Source organism: Halarchaeum sp. P4 (assembly GCF_051195175.1).
GTDB lineage: Archaea > Halobacteriota > Halobacteria > Halobacteriales > Halobacteriaceae > Halarchaeum.
This window is the reverse complement of the sequence record NZ_JBNTKC010000003.1, coordinates 57,846-79,399: the sequence shown is the minus strand read 5'-3', so window position 1 is coordinate 79,399 and position 21,554 is coordinate 57,846. Positions and strand designations below refer to the sequence as shown.

Here is a 21,554-nt window from a genome sequence, read left to right as displayed (position 1 = left end):
GCCGCGCTGGTGGTGTCGATTCTCCCCGTGCGCGGCCAGCCACGGTTCGGGGCCGGCGGACGACACAGGTTTTACAGGACCTCATGCTACCTCATTCATGCCGTTCCTCTATGCCAAATCTGTCGCCGAACTCTACGACGAGGTCACCGCTATAGTCCCGTGCTCACTCCTGACGGCCCGCCGCGAGTGCACTATGGAAACCGGTTAGCCACCCAACGGTGTGACTGTCGATGCACCATCCGCCAAGGAGTACAACCAGTTTTCAGCTGTCTGTACAAATTGAGCGCTCACGAGAACTCCCGGTGACAGATGTCGTCCACAGAGAACCACTCAGGGGAGTCTCGGGTCTACCACCGTCGATACCGTTCGAGAAGCGAGACCCACGACTAGGCAACCCACGCACACACCGCAGTCCGGTTCTGTGTTGTTGTGTCGTCCTGTCGTAATTGTGGTTTCTGTGTGGCTGTGACCCCCTGGGGACGTGGTGGTCTGTGGACTACTGTTGTCTCTGGGTGGTTTCGCCGGGGATTTCGACGTCGGTTTTGAGGACGATGCGGCGTTCCTTGTACTGGAGGCCGTCTTTCCGGCGTTGGCGTTTCATGATGGTGAGTCGATGGTGGGTGTATTCTTGGAGGGCGTCGATGGTGCGGGAGACGAGTTTTTTCGCGTAGGCCTCAGAGATGCCGGGTTCTTCGCGACGGATCCAATGCCGGAGATCACTCGCATCGATATATTCGCGGACGTCCCCACTGCCTTGCTGCCAGAGGCCGGTATCCTCGTGGCGTGTGGCCCAGGCTTTGGCGGCGAGGCGGCTGGGGAGGTTGTCGACAGTGCCGCGAAGCATGTTGTCGTCGAGGCGGGCGAGTTGTTGGATGGGGAGGAGGTCGTCGTGGGCGAGTTGGGTTGTGCCGCCGCGAGTGAGTGTGTCGTCGGCGTCGGGGATGCGCATGTAGGTGCCGTGGTCTTTCTCGATGGTTTCGAGACGGCCGGCCGCGACGTCGAGATTGTCCGTCCACGGATAGACCGTCTCCTTACGGAGGTGCGCGCCCTTCTCAAGTTCGCGGGCTTGCAGTTCGTTCACGCGCGCTTCCGTCTTGTCGGTCGTCGTGTTCAATCCATCAATGCGCGAGCGCAGAATCTGGTTCTCCGTCTCGAGGTCGGCGACACGCTCCTCAAGGTCTTCGCGGGTGTCGCGTTCGGCCTCCAACTCGGCTTCAAGGTTGGCGATGCGGTCGGCGAGCGATTCAAGCGTCGGCGTCGAGGTATCGTGAGTCGTACTCATCGGGAGACAGCACTACAGCAGCCAAGTTCAGACGGCCACACGAGCCGACCGCACAACCAGCATGGTCGCTTTCTCGGTGGATGGAGTGTCCAAGGTGTGCCTACGAGTGTGGGTGGCGGTCAGGATGGCCGTCGAGGTGATACCGAGTCAGGTGTCGCTTAGGCGCGGCCGTTGACGCCGCCGCGCTCACCCAACCACGATTGCTCGCGACGGCCATCAGCACGGCAACCGAATGGCAGACGAGACGTCGAGACCCGGTGCTGTTCGGCCTTGGCCTGCCACAAGTGATGGATCAGATGGGTGCGGTTAGAGGGATAGTGCGTCTCCGAGACGACGGAAGTTCTTTCTGCGTGTGCGTTGTCGATGTACATGTCGTTCCTCGAAGCGACACCGTAAGGCGTCGAACGGCCCTTACCCGTTCGGCGCTGTTCTCACAGATACCGATCCGCCTCGTAGCGTCGCTTATCTCTACACAGCTTCCCGACCCACTTAACCATTGCTCCAAAGAAACAGTTAGATTGCGCTATCTACTTTGACCGCTATCCAGAAATAGTCAGTATGCCACCCAAGCCCGGCCCGGATCGTGAGGTGACAGACGAGCAGATACTCACCGCGATCCGTAACGCGTACTCGCCGGCTGTGGGGACTTCGGACGTTGCGGAGCGTGTTGGAGCACAACGCCAAACTGTCGATAAACACCTACGCGAGCTTGCCGAGGAAGGGTTAGTAGAAACCCGTATGATTGGGAGGGTTCGCGTATGGTGGTTATCGGATGATGGACGTCGATATATAGATGACTACGCCTGAGCGCAGCCGTCTTCTAGCCACCAAATAACGGCACTACCACCGATTTTACGCCTCTCTAACTCACCTTCTTCGTGTAGTCTCTGGAGATATTTATGCGCAGTCTGGCGCGCTACACCAGTCTCGTCCGCGATATCGCTAGCCGTCACAAATGGCTCTTCGTGGTCCTTGATGATCTCTCGAAGATCGCTCGTAGTCACCCTCGGATCTGGGCCTCTGGCAGACATCATGTATCGGGATATCTGTTGCTCCGAAGCATCATATTTTTGGTGCCCCGGAGCATGGGTATTAGATAGAGCCACCCGCTGCTACACAGTAGTCTGCAGAAGACTGCCCGCGTGCTAGGACACGCGGGCGGGTGGTCTCAGGTGATTAAGACCAATGGCTACTACGCGACCAGAGTCAGAAAACGGTATCGACAGCGCAGAGGGTGTGGAGTCGTTTGATCTGCCGGCGAATTGGGCTGCGCACGGCGGGCGTGAGGACGGGCGTGGCAGAGGCTACTATGCGGTTCGGGTGCGGTTTGCACCGGCGTCGGTTTGCTCAGGGCCGATCCGTCATGGGTCGGCGTTCTACTATGCGGGCGAGCTCGTCGTCGAGTACGTCCAGCCCGAGACTCGCGACGTCGTCGCTCGGACGTATGAGGCTGTCCAACATCAAGACTCGAGTACGGTGTTGCCGTCGTGTCTCTGGGATGGCGGCGTCGAAACCTTCCCCGTCATCATCCATCCCGACCCAGCCGCACAGAGTGAGGGAGACGCATCCGACCGCCTGCTCGCACTCGCCAACCGACTCTACGGCGTCGAAACAGCATTCAGCGAGACCGAGCAGACCCGGCTTGCTGAATGCACTGTCTGCGGTGCCGTCGGCCTCCCCGAACGAATCCTCGCACACGATTGTAGGTATGTCAACACCGATAGTCTTGGCTAACTATTACTGAAGACTCTTCTCTGATTTGGGTATTCAATACGAAACCCACATTCCGTGATACTCGAGATCCAAGTCGTCGGCTTTAAGCCGTCCATTCGATTCAGTGTGGACTTGTATCCGTGGTACAGTATCAAAGACAGTCTCTATCCGCTCGTTCTTGGAGTCGACTTCGACAGGACGTGCGATGAGGTACTCAGAATTATTCTGGGCCTGGTTGTGTTCGAGCTTTGTGATTCTGAACGTTTTAGCCTCGTTCTTGCTCGACTTGACTTCAACGAAGGTCCGCTCGTCGCTAGCTACTTCGTCTACTGCGAACTCATGTTCCTGCCGTATCAGCGATGCACCATCGACAAGAAGGTCACTACGTGGCGTTTCCTGATCGGGGACTTTCTTCAGGGTAACAGTCACCTCGTGTCCGTCGGAGTAGCCCTTGACACGGTACGCATTTGAGCGGGTGTCAGGGCAGGAAGTAACCTTGGGATCGTCAAGTTCAGCCTTGAGAAGGTCCCGTAGATGGTCTAAGACTAGCTGTTCGCCCGCGTTTCCGGTCTTCTGAGCCTCGTCTGTCTCGCCGAAAGATGATACACCACTACCAGGTTTAGTCCCCCCGTCGCGATCATTCTCGGGGGTATCGGCTATATCTATCATACTCTTTGATGACTGGTCGCTGACGTTCCTGGGTTTCACTTCGTCCGTCCCCTCTGGAGGGGAAGTCACCGTAGAGCCAGTATCCGGGGGTGGTGTCTCTATATCTTCGTCTACAGTGTCGTCTGGTCTAGTGGCGGTACCCTCGCTTACCCTATCCTCGTGAGGGTTCGGAACGCTGTCGCCCTCGGATTCCTCTTCCTCATCAGGGACTTCGGCATCATTGGATTCCCCATCCACATTTTGAGTTGAGGAATCGATTTGTTCGTAGGGGAGATCATGACTATCGAGATACGCGTTAACGAGAGATTCTTCTTTTCCTATGGTACCCTGTACCAATTCAACGAACTTGTTTCGAGTCGAGTCCGTCAGTTCAAGTGCTGCCGCAATGTCTTCGACAAGCTTGAGCTGTGCAGCGTCGCTCTCAGCAACGTAGACGTGCTTTTTGTCTTGGTCAATGTAGCTGGACTCATCGACTTTTGTTGAATCACTACCGAGTCGATATTTACACCGGACGGTATCGGCCGTCTGAACCGTGTAGCCGGCAACTTCCTCTAACAGATCTTGCGCGTCGTGCTCATCGCGGTCCGCCAACAGACTATACCCGACATTGAGTAGCAGCGGGTAGCGCTCACCTAACGTGGTTTCTGTCGGTTGGTGAGGGGGTGTGATCACGTCGTGATTGAGCTCCTCCTCGAGTCTGGTTGCGTCAAGCAGTGTTGTGAGCCGGTTGACTGCCTCTAAGTGGTCAGACATCCGTTTGTCGTACCACGGAAAAGCGACCTGTTTGGCCAGGGCCTCAGGGAGTCGCTCGGCAGTACCTACGTCTCGGGCGATGTACTGGATCTCATCATATGGAACTAACGTCTCTGCAGTACTCGGGATGGCGCCCTTCTCAGCTAAATCCCTCGCCACATCGGTGAGGTTGTGGTCCTGTGAGTCGCTATAGGCGACCCGTTTGATCACTTCCGTCCACGCATCCTCAACCGTCGACCAGTCGTCGGCGTCCGCTTGGCCGAGGTACTCGATGTAATCATCGAGTATCGGTTCTGTGTCAATGTCGAGAGCGTCAGTGAAGAAACCCTCGAACACGCGGTAGTCGTCGTTTATCGCTACGATGTGATTACCAAGGCCCTTCGACCACACGACCTGGTCTATTGTCCTGAACTCTGGCTCGGCATGCTTGACGTAGACGAATGGGCATTCGGTGAGTTGTTCTGTCAGCTCCGCTATCTCGTCCTCAGATGCGTCATCAACGCGGTCAACTAGCGAGTACAAGTGGGAGCGAACTTCTCGGTCAATTTCTGAGGCGTCGCGTTCTGGCCGCTCAGCGACGACTTGTTCGATCGCATTGGCATGTTGCTCTAGCCCCACGTCGTCCGGGATATTCAACGTATCAAAGAGGGTCGAGGAAAGGTCAGCCACGGCCTCTGCGAGGAGCGGGACTCCTGCGTGCTTCGTGACCGAGTTCGGCTCGTAGAGGTGGCGCGGCTGGTAGCGCTCCTCATCTTGTCCCGGGAGCCATGGCGTTTTCCGGAGGAGCGCTAAGAAGCTCGTCGGGCATCCGCTCTCTTCAGTGTTGACGTCGTATCCGTTGCTCGGAACAGACCAACAGTAGTCGCGGAACATGCTGTTCTGGTATGTCCCGTCCCAGTCGTGGTTTTCCCAGTTAGTATCCGTCGTCTCCCAGTAAGCGTCAAGCATCTTGACGAACTCTCTGCCGAAGCCGTCAGTCGTCCTGGCCGCGTCCTCAAAGCGGTCTTCAACGACTTCTGAAAGTGCGTAATCGACCAGACCGTGCTGTGCGTCAGCGCGCTTCATCCACCGATACTGGCGTTTACGTCCATCATAGGGAGTCGTATCCCGATCCGGTCGCACTGTCGTGCCCTCGTCATCGTGCTCATCGAGATACGCCTCAATCTTATCCTGGCTCTGGAACGGCTCTCGTGTAGGGTGATCTACATTGGGAGACACGGGAAGGTGTGTCAGCGCGCCCAAGGTAGCGAAGAACTTTCGCCAGGATTCGGTGTCCTCAGCCTCTGGGTTCCGGTCCAGATATGACGTGCTAACCGGGTCTCGATCAGTTAGCGTGTCCAGCACGATCGAAGAGTTGTAGCGCCCCTTCAGATACTGCTTTGGGAGGTACAGCTCATTGGGCGGTTTGTAGTCGCCGGCCTCGGTGCGCAGCTTTGTATTCGATGCGTCGGCATATGACTGGGCGTGGTTCCGGAGGTACTCGACGTACTCTTCGAGTGTCTCGTCGTCGTGGTTCTCGGGGGTTGCGAACGCCTCCGCGACTACCTTTTCGACAATGTTCTTGTGCTGGATTTCCTCGATGTCCAGCCGCTCTGAGAAGAGTTTGCGGACGTCCACTCGCATCTGATCAGAGATGTTTTTGGAACGAAGTGTCGAAAGGAGAGAATCTCCTAGGAGCGTCAGATCGTCATAGAACGGCTCGTACGCACTCCCGCTCTGTCTGTCAGGTCGGTAGATGTCGTCATCAATTGTGTCAAGAGGCTGGCGGTCTCGGTCGTCGCCTCGGATTGGATATACTGGGAGTGATTTCAGTGCCTCAATCGTCGAATCGTACTCGTCGTCATACGGATAAATAGAATCGAGGTATCCCTCGACTGCTGCCAGTAGGTCGACCACCTCAGAAGCCCCCAACGTTGAGAGGAAATCCATGTCCGCCAACTCTTCGAGCGTCTCGGGGACCGACACGACGCGTGTACTGTCGAGGGCTGCCAATCGATCGTAGTCTTCTGCCGTTAGCTCCTGACTCGGGTGGACGACGTCAGCAGCTTCGTACTCGGCACAGAACTCCGCGAGGGGTATCACGTCGTGAAGCCGCGAAGGGAGTACGAGCAGGTCCTCGGGCGCGCAAGTTCCACCGGACTCGACCGGTACGAACTGAAGACCCGAGAGCGCGTCGAACGCCTCGTCGGTCAGCGGCGTGAGGTAGTCCGGCCGGTCGGCATCTGCGTCAGGAATTAGAGTAAGGAGACGCGACGGAGGGACGTCTTCCGCTTGGAACGTCTGGATAGCGTCCTTGACAAGCGACCCGGCAACTTGGAGGAACTTATCGTTGACTGGATGGCCGGGACGGATCTGCTCTCGGCTCGACTTGAGTAGGAAATCGGCCTGGACGTCGAATGGCAGGTTCGTCTCACGACTGGCCGGGAAGTAACAGAACAGCCGGCTGTCATCGTGCCCGACCGGGTATCCTTGCTTGGAAATCGGGAATGCCAGCTCTACCTCGGTGTCGACGTCCCGGTCCTCAAGTGATTCGAGGTCTAAATCGCGTTCTTCCGCTAGTGCTTCGATAGTCTCTGAATCGGCATTCAGCGGCTCCGTGAACAGCCGATAGTGCCACGTCTCACACGGTGTATCATCGTCTTTGTTCCCGTACTTGTGTACGGTCACGCGACCATCATCCTTATCCGACTCGTTAACGCGCTCGTAGGTCGTTGTCTCGCTGTCGCGTTTGACCGTAATCGTCCGCAGGTTGTTCAGAAACGGCAGTAGGCGGTCAATTTCGTCGAGCTGTGAACTGATCTCGTCAAGACGAGTGTCGGAGAGGTCCTCCGAGAGCGGGAGTCGGACGCGCGTCCCTTCGAACTTGCTCTCGGCCTCCTCAAAGGCGCTCTGGGGTATCTCAGGGTCGTCCACCGAGTATTCTAAACTCACATAACCGCTATCCACGTGTGGGCGACCGGTCACGCTGAAGACCGTTTTGAATCCGATACCGAAGTGGCCAATCTGTGAGAGGTCGCGCTTCGTGCTCTCCGCGAACTCACCGAGAGCTTTGACTTCGGCTTCCGTCATCCCTTCGCCGTCGTTTTCGACCACCAGTTCGTCGTCATGGAGACGGATTGTGACCTCAGTACAGCCATCGCCGACGTCGTCAGCGTTCTGGAAGAGTTCTGGAACGACGTGAGCCGCATCATCAAGACTCTCCAAGATGCGGTTCTGGAGCCGCCGTAGCTTTGCTGCCTCCTCCCCTGGAGTTTTGTCGCGCTTTGCCTCTGTGTGGTCCTGAATCCTCTCTACCAGCGCCTTAGCCTCAGTCACCGACGACGGTGAGGAGTCGGAGAACTCGCGAGTACCCGTCATTCGTGCCACAATAATTATTGGGGCAATTTAATTGGTGGCATGAACTTTTGTCTCAGAAGGAGCCAAACTTCGGTGGCCAACGGTCGACCGATGGTGAAATAGCATCTAATCGCCGACAAGGTACATCGACAATCCCCTGGAAATCCTGACGGCAGAGTTTTAGTTAGAACGAATGCTCTTGTGAAGCAGATTCTTGTTGATGTATGGTATAGGGAGCGCCAGTTCGTAAGCCTCGGCCGTGCACTCGTTCTCACGGTAGTTCTGACGAGATAGAGTTATCACTTCGGAGACGACCGACTCGCAAGACGGAGTTCCACCAACAATGTACTCCACGAGAGCGGTCGTTCTTTGAGGGTGTAGTCCCAGCAGGTCTCTTGAGAATTGACGAGATTGATCTCATTTCAGCGATAGTAGGTCTACTGTATTTCGATTGTCTACAGCAGACAAGGAAAAGCAGTCTCCAACATCATGTAGAATTTCTATTCCGATCGGCGTTCGTTCCTTAATAGATATCAATCTGAGTCAAAGCAGTATTATCACCTCAATATTCAAGAGTTGAAGAACGGGTACCACCTCGTTGCCGTCGTGAATAAGACTCGGGAACAGATTATCCAGAGGAAGCAGTCCGGAACACCCTGTTCTCCCAACTTTTTACTCTTTATAGGATAAGAATATTCAGAAGAGAGTTGTCACAGAACCATGATTGTATAGTCACATACTAAGTTCGGGAGAGGCCCGTAACCGAAATGTTTTTTCACATCCTACGGGTGTGTTAGAATGTTAATGTCCACGTCCTCTCGTGATTATGATCCCGCTCTTTTCTGAAGGTGGCTCCACTGGAACCCACTATGGCGATGAAGCATTCGTATCGGCGCTGTACAAGGCTGACGGAGAACCGTCTGCTCGTGACGTGGCGTCAATTGTCGGTTGTTCCCCCTCTACTGCGCATCGGCGGCTCAGGGAATTAGTCAACCAAGGGGCAGTCATCGCCGAAAATGATGATTCACCGGTGACCTACACGCCGGGAGAATTCATACCTAGCGTTCGAACCTCAGAGCTATCGCCCAGCTGGCGGTCAGCACCAAAACGCTGGGGTAACTCCTTGCACACCCTGTCACCATATATTGGTGGCTTTCCACCCGCACTTCCTGCCTACTTTATCCGCCGATTCTCTGAACCGGGGGATGTCGTATACGATCCCTTCTCGGGAGGCGGTACAACGCCATTGGAGGCCACGCTTCACAACCGTGTCGGCTGGGCTAGCGACTCTTTCGAATACGCTACGACGCTAACCCGGGCCAAATGTGACCCGATGGCGACCCCAGAGTTCACTACTTATCTCGATTCGAAGCTTGATGACGCCTCGGAGATTGACACGCCACTTGAAGAGTTGGTCGCTGGCCATGACGAACTGAGCCTTGACGACCTACTCGTCTTTTACTCAGAGCACACGCTGGGCAAGCTCGCTCGGCTTCGTGAGGTACTTCGGGGTGATGACTCTCGGGAAGCAACGTATCTTAGAGCCATCGTCTGTGGTATTCTTCATGGTCCGTCGGAGATGTTTCTCTCACTATCGACTCGAGACACCTTCTCCGGATCTATCGACTACGTCAAAGAGTATGCTGAAGACCACGATCTAGAGCGGCCCAACCGGGACATCCGTCCCTCTGCTCTTCGGAAGCAGGAACTCGTAACTAAGGACTTTGATGCTCTTCCAGACAACCGTGAGACACGGGTCGAGCAAGCCGACGCTCGAGATACGTGCCTTCCAGCAAACAGCGTCGACCTAGTCGTCACATCACCACCGTATATGCGCGTGCTTGACTATTCTTGGAACAACTGGCTACGTCTGTGGTGGCTTGGCGTCGACCGTAGCACTGAGCGAGAGGATTTAACGCTTACCTCAGATGAATCTACCTATCGAACGTTCGTTGCCAACACGCTGCAAGAACTGGAGCGTCTTCTCACCGACGATGGCTATGCGATTATTGTTGTTGGCGATGTTCGTAAACGGTACTCCGACCGGATTGAGTACATCAATACCGCTCAATTGTTCGCCGAAGAAGCGCTCAAGCATACAGATCTGTTACCCCGGCAGATCATCGACGACGAGTATGATTTGCAACACCGGAATTACGCACGGGCCAACCGTCTCAAATACGGTTACGATATTGACGATAAGGCCGAAGAAGCGGCGAGCAAGCTGGATCGGTGCCTAATTCTCTCACCACACAAAGATACGCTACCCCCGGCCAGTAATGTCACGGTTCCATGGGCAGAGGAATAATCGGGTTGGTTCCGTTCTTTCAGACTATTCCAGCAAAGCGAGGAACTCCTTTGTAGTGAGAATATCAAGCTCGACTGCCTCGGAGTAGACCAGCGAAATCTGGAAGTTGATATCGTCAGGTCCTCCACTAGGTAAATCAAACAGTGAGGCCCTATCACTGACAGTACCAGCGTCGCCCGGTGGGTCCGGCGACGTAATGTCGCTACTGTCCTCTGAGATAAACGTCCCGCTGCCGCCATCGCGATGCCACACCGTTGCATCGCACAGCAGATCTTGGTCGTTGCTATTTCCAACCGGGTACGAGAGCTTATCGTGCAGCTCTTTCCATTTACCAGTCTCTTCAACCTCGATAACCTCGACCCGCTGCTCTGGTTGCTTAAAGAGTGTAATTTCTCCTGCTTCTAGAATATTTTTCTCTTCGTTGAGCCGTTCTAGGACTGTCTCGGGAGCGGCCCCATCAAGTTCCGCTAGTAGGCTCCCGAAGTACCCCTCATCGTTCGGTGAGAGCCAGCCAAACTCCGTGATATCGACCTCATCTAGTGGGCGACCTTCTCTGACTGCCTCACGCAGTTTCTCGACGACGTCAGCACGTCGGTCACAGACGCTCTGAAACTCTCCTCGGGCATTCTCACTGGTGATCTTTCCAACTGCAGTATGGTCATCAAACAGCTTAATGGCGGTATCAACGCCGTCAAGGGTGTAGTTCAACAGTACACAGGTGTCGAGAAACGCTTCGGACGTGTCGACGCTCGCAGCATCAAGACTCATTCGTCAGTATCCTCTTGGGTGTTGTCGGTTATTGCAGGGTCGTCTACTCCCAGATCCTCATCAACAGGTTGAGAGGCGACACGAAGCAGTTCCTCCAGCGTACTCGAAGTTTCGTCAGTCCGTGCTGGATAATCCGACGGTGCTGGGAAAGCACCCACGCGAATACATGTCTCTTTCAAATTCTCAACCTCGGCCGTAAATTCGGGCTCGAAGTCACGGAGTGCGTTCTTACTTTGTTCTTTCAGAGTATCTGCACCGGGGCCAACTGCTGTTTCCCGTGAGATGCAATGGGCTATTTTCGTCCAAGCGACTTCGTTATAGAAGTCCTCTATCTCTAACGCAAACGTATACCGCTCATGGGTGGCCAGTTCCGTTTCCTGTGTCGCCATCCCGGCAAAAGACTGCTCCAGGAGTCGGAGATACTGGGGAATGACTGTTGCCACCGGATAGTATACATAGTCGTCGCAAAGTAGTATCTCCAACCGTGAGGTGAGCTGCGCTACATCCCGATATAGTTGCTCACCGGCGGCCCGCGAAAGCTGTTTATTGGTCTCAGGGTCAGTAGCCCTCCGTAATTCCTGAAGCGCCTCGCGCAGACGGACGTTCACTAGGTAGAGCTCATGGAAACGGTCTGGAGCATGTATGTGATAATACCGACGGAGGAACGGTAGTAGGGGCTCATTGGCATGCTCGAGCGATGGCTCATAGCTGCCGAACCGATAGAAATCCTGAAAATCGGTTGAGTCCATGGACAGAAACTCCGCAGTCCGGTCACCCTGGTTTGTCGGCGACACCGTCGTTTCGGGTTCCGCCAAGGCTACTCCACCACCACCTGCTGGTGTTGTACGGCCGAATTTGAACCAACTCATCGTGACTGGTGGATTCTCGACGTCACCCAGAAATTCCTCTAATACCAGATCGACGTATTTCTGCGTTTTAATTGCATCCCCTGGTGTCAGGGTGATTCCACGACGGTCACACTCATCATGGAGCGCAGTAGTAATCCGCTCAAGTAACTCTGCTTCCGTCGGCCCAGTGTTGTCAGCACTCATACGAACCTACCAGTATCGGATTTGTGCTTATGACGTCACAATTCACTACGCACCAGTCCAATGTTATTACTATTTTTACATCGAGCATATTCAATTTTGGGGAGTGGTGATGTACTCAGTCAGCTCGCCCAGAATCTTGTCGCTCAGATCCTCTGGGAGTGAAGCGTGGTCGTGGGCAACTACGAGTGGTATCAGTCCATTCTCATAGCGAATCGTACGTAGTTCGTCAAGTACCGTCACGGTGCGTGCTAGCTCTGGATAGTGTTCCTGACCAGCTCGAAGCTCCTCCTTGTTGTCTCGGGCGCCGTAATTCCGAGGTACAGTAAACGCAAAACAATGAGCGTTATTCGATTGGGCTGCCGACCGATAGATGAAATTCTTTCCGTAATAGGTCTTCTTGCCGAACGGCTCAGTGCGGTCGCCTGCTGAGATATACTTGTAGATGATATCATTGGGCAACTCCAACAGCCACGGCCCGGCTTTCCGGCTTTTCACTCCTTCGGCAAAGCTAGCGAACTTCCCCGTTTTATGGACCCCTGTGACGACAAACGGCGAGCCATCTTGGTCGCGATGGTGTTGTTGAACACTCTCAATAACTTCGAGAATCGGATCGTGAATCCAAGCTGCTGTATCAAACTGTGAGAGAGGACCATCCTTAACAATCGCTGTCTGATTCAATTGGTCGTGAGCGTCAGCTAGTGACTTCACCAGCGCGAATAAGACCAGATGCTCCACCACCCCCATGAGAATATTGAGGGCAGTCACGTTCTCCTGTGAACCAGCTACGCGTTCATGAGTACGGAGCGCGTCCGTTGGGTACGTCGGTTTCTTGCATTTTGGACAGTGATCCTCTCGGACAGAACTGACAATAAGTGATTCTTCCTCACAGTCCGGATTCGGGCAGTTTTCCAATAGCAACTGCCCGCGACTTTTCTGAATTCGACCCTCACGCTTAAGCAGCTCATGATAGCGAGTGAATAGGCTCGCTCCGAAGACAGTTCGCTTTTTGAAGTTTTCGAATACCATCTTCCGCCAGCTTTCATGAGTTGTGCCAGCGTCAAATAGCGTGTTTGAGCTCGGCAATACCATATTTACCTCTGTTACCTCACCCAGATTTTCCACCGTCGAGGGATTCAGAAATGCCTGCCGTGACTGCTGACGTAGTACCGACATATCGATGTTGACTAACCGAATCGACAGAAAACCCACCCGCTTGTTCAGCCGTCGGTCACCAACTGTCACTTCAACCCGAGAGCCGTCGATTCCATACACCTGTTCAATAGGTGGGCCGAGGTTGTCTGCACCATCAAGCTCACTTGGAGACATCACGTTGTCGCCTGGATTCCACCCTTCAGAGGGATCTGTAAACGTGAACTCAGCGAGCTCTTCTTGCAACTGCTGATCACGTGTGAGATCGATGTGTCCAAGACTATTCGCCGGTTCGTCGCCAGAATCGTCTAAATACCCCATTAGTTCTCCTCTGCTTCGGTATTCGAGTCTACTGCTTCACTCGGGATATCGATCTGGATCCCCGTATCCGCCGCGCTGTCGGTGTCAACCTCTTCCTCACCTGTTTCGGCGTCATTAAGGAACGGAGTGTTCGCCTGAATCCACCGGGTGTTAAATAGCGAAATCTTCGTCGAGATTATGTACTCACCAGAGTCCGTTTTTACGCGAGCGAAGCCGACATCTTCCACGTTCCGAATTGAGTGTTCGAAATCCTCAAAGTTGTAATATTTCGAGAGCTCGTTAATCTCGTGTTTACTGTTGAGATGGGTAATAATCCAGTTTGCCGTATTCGATAGCACCCGAGGGTCGATATCTGTCACCTCTTGAGTCGCATACGTGAGACCAATCCGGAACTTAGCTCCCTCCTTTGCAAGTTGTACGTACGGATTCTGTGCGTCGCTGTCTCGGTACTGTTCGGAGTCAAAGTGCTGGTGCGCCTCTTCAAGATACAATTGTATCTTTGGCAGATTATCGTCGTCGATCTCAGGGTTCTGGAACCGACTCATCGATTCTCTCAAGATTGACCGAGTAATTCGCGAGGTTTCAGCTTCAACCACATCTGTAGTGCCATTCGAGATATCTACGACCACGATCTCGCCGGCTTCGAGATCAGTATAGATTTCTTCCGCGGCATCAATCTCTGACTTCGGATTGTGGAACTTCGTCAACGGCGATAGCAACCGATGACCAGACTGGGATCTTGTATCAAACATCTTTAATACTTTCCGGAGTTCTTCGTTCACCCAGTCTTTGTCACGCTCATCGACCTCACGATACCGTTCGTTGAATCCTTTGATATCAGCAGCAACAGCATCCCAAAACGACACTAGTGTTGAGGCGTCCATCCGAAGATCGTTGGACCCTGGTGATGGCACATCTGCGTCGTGTTCATCCTGAATATACTGGACCATCTCATCGGGTATACTCAGCCAGGGGTAATTCACATCGTCCGTGTGTTCAGCCTCCCAGTCAGAGGGGAGGTCCAGCTGCTTGGCGAGCAACGCAAGATACGCAAAATGGACACGCTTGGCTCGCTCCTTTTCACTCTTATTGTCCGCATTAACGATGTCCTCGACTCGAGGTGGTTTTACCGTCCGGAAATCGCGAATGTAATTACTCGTTTCGTCAACTAGCAGCTGTTGAACCCGGGTGTAAGCAATCTCGATATTTTCCGGGTCCAATAGATTGGATCGTAGCTGCTTCACATTTTCTTCGTCATCCTGCGCGCCATACTTATATATCGTCGTCGCATCGCCCAGATCAGCTAACGCTCTTTCATCTTGCTTATTCGCGTAGGCGTACTCGCCACTGGGGTCGAACAAGAGCTGACCAACCGGCTCATCGGTTGTCTCAATCGCCGTCGCAAGAACTTTCATCGCGTTTGATTTCCCTGTCCGGGTCATACCGAATAGCGCCGTCTTTGCACCGATGAAATCCTCAACAGGGATAGACACCGTCGGCTGGTTCGTCTCTTGATCCCAAATCTGCGTACTTGTGTACTTTACCTCGCCCAGTTCTACCTGAACGTCACTCCGGTGAGAGGGATAGCTGCTAACCCACGACAGTGCCCGGTCTTGAAGTTTGTAGACAATATAGTTGCCCGCTGAGAGCACATTCTGAATATCACTTCCGTAGCGCAGCAGTTCGTCAACATCTGGTTCGTCGTCCTTTGGTGTATCGTAGTAGAACGTGCCCAAGACTTTAGCAGTCACCCCGGAATACTGCATCTCCCGACGAGTGAGCAGATCGGCCACGTCTTCCTCACTCGGCTTCGCCCCATTTTGTGAGGTAGCAGTTTTCCGGATTGCATCGTGCCGGTTAGTTTTCAGCCGTGTTTCCGTCGGTAGCTCTGCTGGTCCCATCACGCGCAGTAACATCGCATGATCCGGGTCGCCGATTACGGGTGATTCCTCATCTACTGATTCTGGTCCTTCACCAGGTACTGTCCATTCGTCGGCCGCTGTACCCTCCTCCTCAGGATTAACCGCTTGGACCATCGGTCGTGCCAACACGAGACTATGACGAGGTAGTCCTCCCGCTTCCTGCGTCCAATAGTCGTTAACAAGCATTGAACATTCATCATACTCCATCGAGAAGATACCACCAACGTGCTCACTATGATCAATCAGATCTGTGATTGAGGGCTCATCCGGCCACTCACCTGACATAGATACGGGTACTCAACAACCTATTATAATTCTATTTAATCAGTGCTAAGAAATCATTTTTGGCGAGTTTATTGGAGAAGGTAGTCTAATTGCCTAATGTAGGCGTTTAGCGACAACTGTCCTACGCTGGACTCAGAATGATCCTTTGCTAGTTCGAGACTATAATATCTAATCACCGATGAATCCATCCACAATCCCCGAGGAGATCCAGACAGCATAGACCCCAGTTTGTGATTTTCCGAAGGCGCCGCAGCCTGGCTTTTCTCGGCTGCAATACCAGTTTTTGCGGCCGAATGGGGTATGACTAACTTTGTCTTTCTTGCCACAGTTTGGGCACTCTGGGGGCTCTCGCTTCACACCTCCAGAGAATGATTAATGAACCAATAAGTTTGTTGGGTAGTCAGGTCTACGTCTATCACCACCAGCTTTCGCTTCCTGGCACCCAATTCAGACAGACACGTGTACACTCATCTCAAGGAGGCACGTGCTCGCGTGATGGACCGACGGCACATTACGCCGCCACCATCTAGAGAGGCGGTTGTGAAGTGGTGGCTTAGGCGGTGTCGGTAAGCCCGTCAAGTAGGTCGTGGGCGGCAGTCTGGATTTTGGGTGCGGTGGCGCTTCCGAGTTGGGTGACGGCTTCAAGTTCGTCTTGTGAGGCGGTGATGATGTCTGTGGGTGTGTGATAGCCGGCTTCCCAGAGGTAGTATGCTTGAGCGCCGCTAACGGCGTCGATATCGGCGATGGTCGGCCCATAGACTATGCGGAGGGTTGGTTCGGCGTCGGATGGGGGGATGCCGCCGGCAGCGAGGGAGGCGAGTGCCTTTTCGAACTCGGCGGCGGGAACGCCGGTCTGGGATTCGAGTCGGTCCTCCATCGGTTTAACGTGGCCGACGAGTTCGCGGGCGCCTTCGATTGCGACCGCAGCAATCCCTTCAGAGAGGTCGCTCGTGGCGGCGAGGTCAGTCGGACGTGCATCAGCGAGGTCCTCGAGGGACGCATAGGGCGTCTTCACGAGGGCTTTGGATCGATGCGGGCCAATTCCCGGGATGTCCTCGAAGCGTTCCCGTAACTCCTCCTGGTCTGCGACGTCAACATCCGTGTCCCCGTCTTGCTTGTTTGACTGTGACCGATCTGCGTCAGTATCACTGGCGGTGGTGTTGAGGTCGATATCGCCTGGTGGCTTTGGGAGGGAGTTGATTTTGAGGTCGTCGCGGGTGAGTGTGTCCAGTGGTGTGCGGTCAACGGCGTTGAGGACGCGGGAGACGTGTCGTTCTTGAACGTAGTTTGAGGTGACGTACGCGTGGGCGGCAGCCTGTTCACGTTTGGAGAGCTGGCCGTTATCGGGGAGGTCGTCGATGATTTGGTCGACGTCGCGCTCACGCGGAAACCATGCATCACCCATCGCAACAAGCAACGGAACAAGCGGATTCGGGATTGTGTCCCGCTCTGCATACCCGAGGGTGTCGGTGAGGAAGATTGCGGCGCGGTCGTCAAGAGAGAGTTGGTAGCGGCCGCCAGGTAATGAGACTTTGAGCTTGAATCGATTTGTTGCGTCGCGGACCAGGCGAGTCGAGTCGTCCATCACACTACAATTAGTCAACCGTGCTAAATTAGTATCGGACGTAACGGAATCTATTGATCTCGCACGTAACCCGCTATTCGGCGATTAGCGGGTGCTTCATATGCATTCTCCTGGCCTGTTGACGATCTTATCACTCCCCCAAATTGATTGTCGAGAATGCTGGCGGCACTCGTGGGGTTAGACGAACTTTAGCCGCGCTGAGATTTCCATGATCACAAATAGGGACAAATGAGATGGAGTCCGGACGAAAATCGAGATAGAGCCTAAACTCAATTTCTCCCTAAGTATTATTATAATAGAGATACGGGTTGGGATTGTGTCATCTCACTCCCCCAATGGATTTCAAAGTGGGCTACGGCATTCATCACTCTACTACGCCAGAATCAGCGAGATGATGGATGTGATGCGATGAGGGTATTGCTTGACCTACAGGCAGAGATGGACGCATCCTATGATCCGGAGTATCACGGTCGACTCCGGGCACAAATCTGGGACACACTCCGTAACACCCCATACGATGAACATGGCGTGGAGACACCCGGATTCTCATTCTCAAACCCGTATCCATGGGGATCTATGGACGAAGGCGATAAACGCCAACTGCTCATCGCTTCTCCACGCGAGGAGCAATTAGCACACATCACTGCCGACCTTCTAGAGAATCAAGAACTTCACGCAGGCACGATGCCATTTCGCGTAACAGATGCGCAGCCACTTGACCCGGATGTCGGCCCACCCGGCACTGAGGGTGTCCTCGAAACCGCGACTGGCGTGTACGCCGTTACCCCACCACAGTTCCTTGATGACCCCGATGAGCATGACGATGAGACATTCTGGCGGCCGGACCACGGAATGGAGGCATTCTTCGAGCACGTAGAAACACAACTCCAGCGTAACCACGACCGGTTCATGCCGAATAGTGATTTGGGGCCGAAGGAAGTTGACCCGCCGCTATTTGAGTCGTACGAGATGATCAAGAAATACTGGCTCGATGTTCAGCTGTCGGGTGGCACCGAATGGACGGTGCTCGTGTCGAAGTGGCGGTTCCCGTACCGCGTCCGCGACGACCACCACCGACGCCACCTCAACCTCGCCTTGGACGTAGGTATCGGCCGCCGGACGCCGCTCGGCTTCGGCTTCCTCAACAAGCGACAGGAGAACGATGAGTGAGATCGCTCTCAACGCCGACGAAGACGCGGACGACATTGAGGAGGGGCTCCTCGGACGTCCGATAGCCTCGCTGTACGACATCGCGTACCTCTACGGGAAGCTCCACGCGCTGAACACGGCGAAGCAGTACGACGTGCCGATCGACGACCGGCACGTTGAGCGGATGACTCACGAGTCGAAGACCGAATACTACGAACAGGAGGTCGGTCTTTTCAGCGTCCTCGTCGACCTCACGGGCAAGGAACCAACCCTTGGCGAGGCCGGCGAAATCGACGAGGTACCGAACGACGATATGTCCCCGTTCGTCGTTGAGTCACTTGACCGCGAGAAGATGCTTCGTGTCGGGTTCAGCCGGCAGGAGAACCGCACCTCGGGACATACCCGATCGCTCGCACACGACAAGACCGTCGGCGTTGAAGAGTGTGCTGAGCCCGTTGCAAAGCCACTCACCCGGTGGGCGGACTACGACGCGGTGAAGGATGTGGCAACAGAACACGACGACGGTTGGATCCTTGAGGCGCTCCGAGAGGTGGGCGAGGACGACGCGTTGATGGAGGCTATTGAGGCGCAGGCGCCGGATACGGCCCGCGAGGCCTTCGGCGAGGAGGTGGACGCAATCTTCTCGGTGCGCATGAAGCTCTCCGAATCCGACCGGTACGTCTACCCCGGAGAGGTTGACGCGATTAACGAGGCGATGTTGAACTGCTGGATCGAGCAGGGAATGCGGTCGTACTCGGGGGCCAGCGACGCGGCCGGCGACGGACAGGGATACATCACCGGCGACACCGGCGAGGTCTTCGGGCTGAGCGACTCGCCGCTCCAGCGGTACAAGGGAAAGATGGCCGAGAAGTTCCCCAATCTCGTAGTTGACGAGAGCTGGCGACAGCGGCCGCTCACCGCCGACGCCGCGTTCGCTGTCTCCTCGGGTGTGCCGCTGCTGGAGAACTTCGTCCAGAGACTCGGGCAGAACACGGCAGCGTACTACGTCCCGTACGTACCGGAGCCGACGGTCGAACAGGCTGTCGCCCTGTACGAACTGGCGATGAAGGTCGGCGAAAACACGGGAGCGGCCGTCAGCACCATCGGGGACGTGGCCACAGACCCCCTCAGTCCGCTGCACGACGATTTCCTGATCCACTACGTGGCGGCGTACAAGCCGGGGAACAAACGAAAGTTCATCGGGGAAGAACCGTCCGTCGACCCGGAGCGGATTCGCGCCATCCAGCGGGCACACACGAACGTGCTGACCGACGGCCTCGTCACCCCCGACGGAAGCACGCCACCCCTGTTCCCCTCGCCGTCCTACGGTCGGCTAACTGGCGACGGAGACAAGCAGGGAAGCAAGTACCTCCGGTCGAACGCTCCGGTCGTCACCGGCGTCCTGACCGGCGGCTACTTCCAGAGTACCTTCCGCCACCAGAGTACGGACCAAGACAAGGATGATCACGGGACGACCGACCTCCGCGCGGAGGCGACCAGCACCGCGCTCGCATCCAACGGCCACATCGACCCGGACTGGCTCCTCGCGCAATACGTCCCGCGATTAATCAGCCAACAGCGCAGCGCATTCGAGAACGGCAAGGAACTGCCGGAGTCACTGCTCACGCGCCAGTACGTCCAGATGCAGGCGCTCGCCCGCGCGGGCGTCCTCGGCAACCCGTCCTCGAACGACCTGCGAGCCCTCCCAGCAACCACCGACACTATGACCGACACCACCGGATTCAGCGACAGAGACGACCGACTCGCACAGTTCATCGACAGTCATCCCGCCCTCGCTGAGGACGAGGAGCGCCGTGCGGCATTCCTCCTTGGGGCTCTGGTCGGCCGCGTCGCCGCGTACCAGAGTCGCAACGGCATCTCCCGTACCGTCGTCCGCCAGCATCCCATCGACGCGATGACGCGGCGCAGGATCTCCACCACGCTCGGCAAGGTGTTGGAAAAGAATGCACACTACTCAGACGACGACGAGAACGCAGGGATGCTGATGAATGATCGGTACATCACCCGACTGAACGACATCGTGAACCGTCGCCCGCCGGAGGAGTGGGAGCTGTCCACCGACGATCTCCGGATGCACTACGGGCTCGGCCTCACCTACGGGAAGAACGACACCACGGTCGACGACGCAGACGAGGACGAGGCGGCAGCAGCCGAGGCACAGACTGACGACTGACCCCTTTGATCAACCAGGCACCCCATCAACGATGACAGAGAACACCGACGATACGATTCAGAACCGCTCCGAAATCGCCTTCGTTATCGACGCCAAGGACACCAACCCCAACGGCGACCCGCTCACTGCCGACAACGAACCCCGCATCGACCCCGTCACCGGGCAGTGCGTCGTCACCGACGTCCGACTCAAACGGTACCTCCGCGACCAGCTCGCGGAAGACGGCCACGTCGTGCTGATCGCTAACCCCAACGACGATGTGCTGACCCGCAAGGAGATGTACGACGCCGTCGAGGAAGAAATGGGCGTCAGCACCGAAGACGCGGAACCCGAGGAACTCCTCAAGGCGTTCGTGGAGACCGCCGCGGACGTGCGGTACTTCGGAGCCACCATCTCGCTCGACACGGACCTGGCCGACGACCTCCCCGACCAGTTCGAGGGGCCGGTGCAGTTCAACCACGGACGCAGCTACCACGAGGTCGCCCGCAACACCGAGTCCAAGCAGCTCGCCACCGTTATCGCCAACGAGGACGACGACGAAGAGGACGGCAAGAAAGATCAGGGCACATTCGCCACGGACAACCGCATCAGCTACGGCGTCATCGGATTCGGCGGCCGAATCAACGATAACGCCGCCAAAGACACCCACCTTACTGAAGAAGACGTTGAGCGCCTCGACACGCTCTGCTGGCGAGCACTAAAGAACCAGACCGTCACCCGCTCGAAGGCCGGTCAGCAGCCCCGTCTCTACGTCCGCGTTGAGTACGAGCGCGACGGCTTCGAGATCGGGCGACTTAACGACCGCATCGGCGTGGCCAGCGACCTGCCCGAGGACGAGATTCGGGGAACGAACGACTTCCACCTCGACGTCTCGGAACTCGTGACTGCGCTCGACGACAACGAAGCGCGAATCGACACCGTCCACGTTACCGCCGACAGCGCAGTTGACTTCGCGCTCCCCGACGGCGAGACGGGTGACCGCGAGGCCTTCTACGCCGCCCTTGAGGACGCCCTCGGTGCCGAGACGGTCGACGCCTACGACGTGTACGAGCGGTACGCGAACTGACA

15 protein-coding genes are annotated in these 21,554 nt (G+C 55.6%); 6 read left to right on the top strand and 9 right to left on the bottom strand.

Translation table 11 applies throughout. The features are described 5' to 3' along the window. Positions 1 to 496 precede the first annotated feature (496 nt). Both ACQUS8_RS11555 and ACQUS8_RS11550 read right to left on the bottom strand, forming a co-directional pair. Positions 497 to 1,282 (bottom strand): hypothetical protein, encoded by a 786-nt coding sequence (locus ACQUS8_RS11555; protein ID WP_435101142.1) that lies wholly within the window; start codon positions 1,280 to 1,282, stop codon positions 497 to 499. A 158-nt stretch (positions 1,283 to 1,440) separates the two neighbouring features. Beyond that, positions 1,441 to 1,653 carry a hypothetical protein gene (locus ACQUS8_RS11550; protein ID WP_435101141.1) on the bottom strand — a complete coding sequence of 71 codons (213 nt, stop codon included), beginning with the start codon at positions 1,651 to 1,653 and terminating at the stop codon, positions 1,441 to 1,443. 187 nt (positions 1,654 to 1,840) lie between these two features. Between ACQUS8_RS11550 and ACQUS8_RS11545 the strand changes: the two genes are divergently transcribed. Further along, on the top strand, positions 1,841 to 2,089 hold the full coding sequence (locus ACQUS8_RS11545; RefSeq protein WP_435101140.1) for a winged helix-turn-helix domain-containing protein: 249 nt from the start codon (positions 1,841 to 1,843) through the stop codon (positions 2,087 to 2,089). Here ACQUS8_RS11545 and ACQUS8_RS11540 read toward each other — a convergent pair. Further along, on the bottom strand, positions 2,080 to 2,313 hold the full coding sequence (locus ACQUS8_RS11540; protein WP_435101791.1) for a MarR family transcriptional regulator: 234 nt from the start codon (positions 2,311 to 2,313) through the stop codon (positions 2,080 to 2,082). The genes ACQUS8_RS11545 and ACQUS8_RS11540 overlap by 10 nt on opposite strands. A 154-nt stretch (positions 2,314 to 2,467) precedes the next feature. Between ACQUS8_RS11540 and ACQUS8_RS11535 the strand changes: the two genes are divergently transcribed. Further along, positions 2,468 to 3,016: a hypothetical protein gene (locus ACQUS8_RS11535; RefSeq protein WP_435101138.1), complete on the top strand. Its 549-nt coding sequence runs from the start codon at positions 2,468 to 2,470 to the stop codon at positions 3,014 to 3,016. 33 nt (positions 3,017 to 3,049) lie between these two features. On the opposite strand, the gene ACQUS8_RS11530 is transcribed toward ACQUS8_RS11535, so the two are convergent. Next, on the bottom strand, positions 3,050 to 7,774 hold the full coding sequence (locus ACQUS8_RS11530) for a sacsin N-terminal ATP-binding-like domain-containing protein (protein WP_435101136.1): 4,725 nt from the start codon (positions 7,772 to 7,774) through the stop codon (positions 3,050 to 3,052). 805 nt (positions 7,775 to 8,579) lie between these two features. Here ACQUS8_RS11530 and ACQUS8_RS11525 point away from each other — a divergent pair. Then, positions 8,580 to 10,061 (top strand): DNA methyltransferase, encoded by a 1,482-nt coding sequence (locus ACQUS8_RS11525; RefSeq protein WP_435101789.1) that lies wholly within the window; start codon positions 8,580 to 8,582, stop codon positions 10,059 to 10,061. A gap of 24 nt (positions 10,062 to 10,085) precedes the next feature. On the opposite strand, the gene ACQUS8_RS11520 is transcribed toward ACQUS8_RS11525, so the two are convergent. From ACQUS8_RS11520 to ACQUS8_RS11500, 5 genes are all read right to left on the bottom strand, one after another. Beyond that, complete coding sequence (locus ACQUS8_RS11520) at positions 10,086 to 10,829, bottom strand: hypothetical protein (protein WP_435101134.1); 744 nt, start codon at positions 10,827 to 10,829, stop codon at positions 10,086 to 10,088. After that, on the bottom strand, positions 10,826 to 11,881 hold the full coding sequence (locus ACQUS8_RS11515; RefSeq protein WP_435101133.1) for a hypothetical protein: 1,056 nt from the start codon (positions 11,879 to 11,881) through the stop codon (positions 10,826 to 10,828). Before ACQUS8_RS11515 ends, ACQUS8_RS11520 begins: the two co-directional genes overlap by 4 nt. A 90-nt stretch (positions 11,882 to 11,971) precedes the next feature. Further along, a complete protein-coding gene (locus ACQUS8_RS11510) occupies positions 11,972 to 13,351 on the bottom strand; it encodes a BRcat domain-containing protein (protein WP_435101131.1) in 1,380 nt (459 codons plus the stop codon). Continuing rightward, positions 13,351 to 15,558 (bottom strand): helicase HerA domain-containing protein, encoded by a 2,208-nt coding sequence (locus ACQUS8_RS11505; protein WP_435101129.1) that lies wholly within the window; start codon positions 15,556 to 15,558, stop codon positions 13,351 to 13,353. The genes ACQUS8_RS11510 and ACQUS8_RS11505 overlap by 1 nt, the downstream gene beginning before the upstream one ends. A gap of 553 nt (positions 15,559 to 16,111) precedes the next feature. Next, entirely contained in the window at positions 16,112 to 17,143 is a 1,032-nt protein-coding gene (locus ACQUS8_RS11500) for a helix-hairpin-helix domain-containing protein (protein WP_435101127.1), read from the bottom strand. Positions 17,144 to 17,719: 576 nt separating this feature from the next. On the opposite strand from ACQUS8_RS11500, the gene ACQUS8_RS11495 reads away from it, so the two are divergent. From ACQUS8_RS11495 to cas7b, 3 genes are read left to right on the top strand one after another with little or no spacing between them, the layout of a single operon-like run. Continuing rightward, positions 17,720 to 18,313 carry a CRISPR-associated endoribonuclease Cas6 gene (locus ACQUS8_RS11495; RefSeq protein ID WP_435101125.1) on the top strand — a complete coding sequence of 198 codons (594 nt, stop codon included), beginning with the start codon at positions 17,720 to 17,722 and terminating at the stop codon, positions 18,311 to 18,313. After that, positions 18,306 to 20,486 (top strand): TM1802 family CRISPR-associated protein, encoded by a 2,181-nt coding sequence (locus tag ACQUS8_RS11490; RefSeq protein WP_435101123.1) that lies wholly within the window; start codon positions 18,306 to 18,308, stop codon positions 20,484 to 20,486. Before ACQUS8_RS11495 ends, ACQUS8_RS11490 begins: the two co-directional genes overlap by 8 nt. A 31-nt stretch (positions 20,487 to 20,517) precedes the next feature. Continuing rightward, the gene (gene cas7b / locus ACQUS8_RS11485; RefSeq protein WP_435101121.1) at positions 20,518 to 21,552 is read left to right on the top strand and encodes a type I-B CRISPR-associated protein Cas7/Csh2; all 1,035 of its coding nucleotides are present in this window, start codon (positions 20,518 to 20,520) and stop codon (positions 21,550 to 21,552) included. Positions 21,553 to 21,554: the final 2 nt, after the last annotated feature.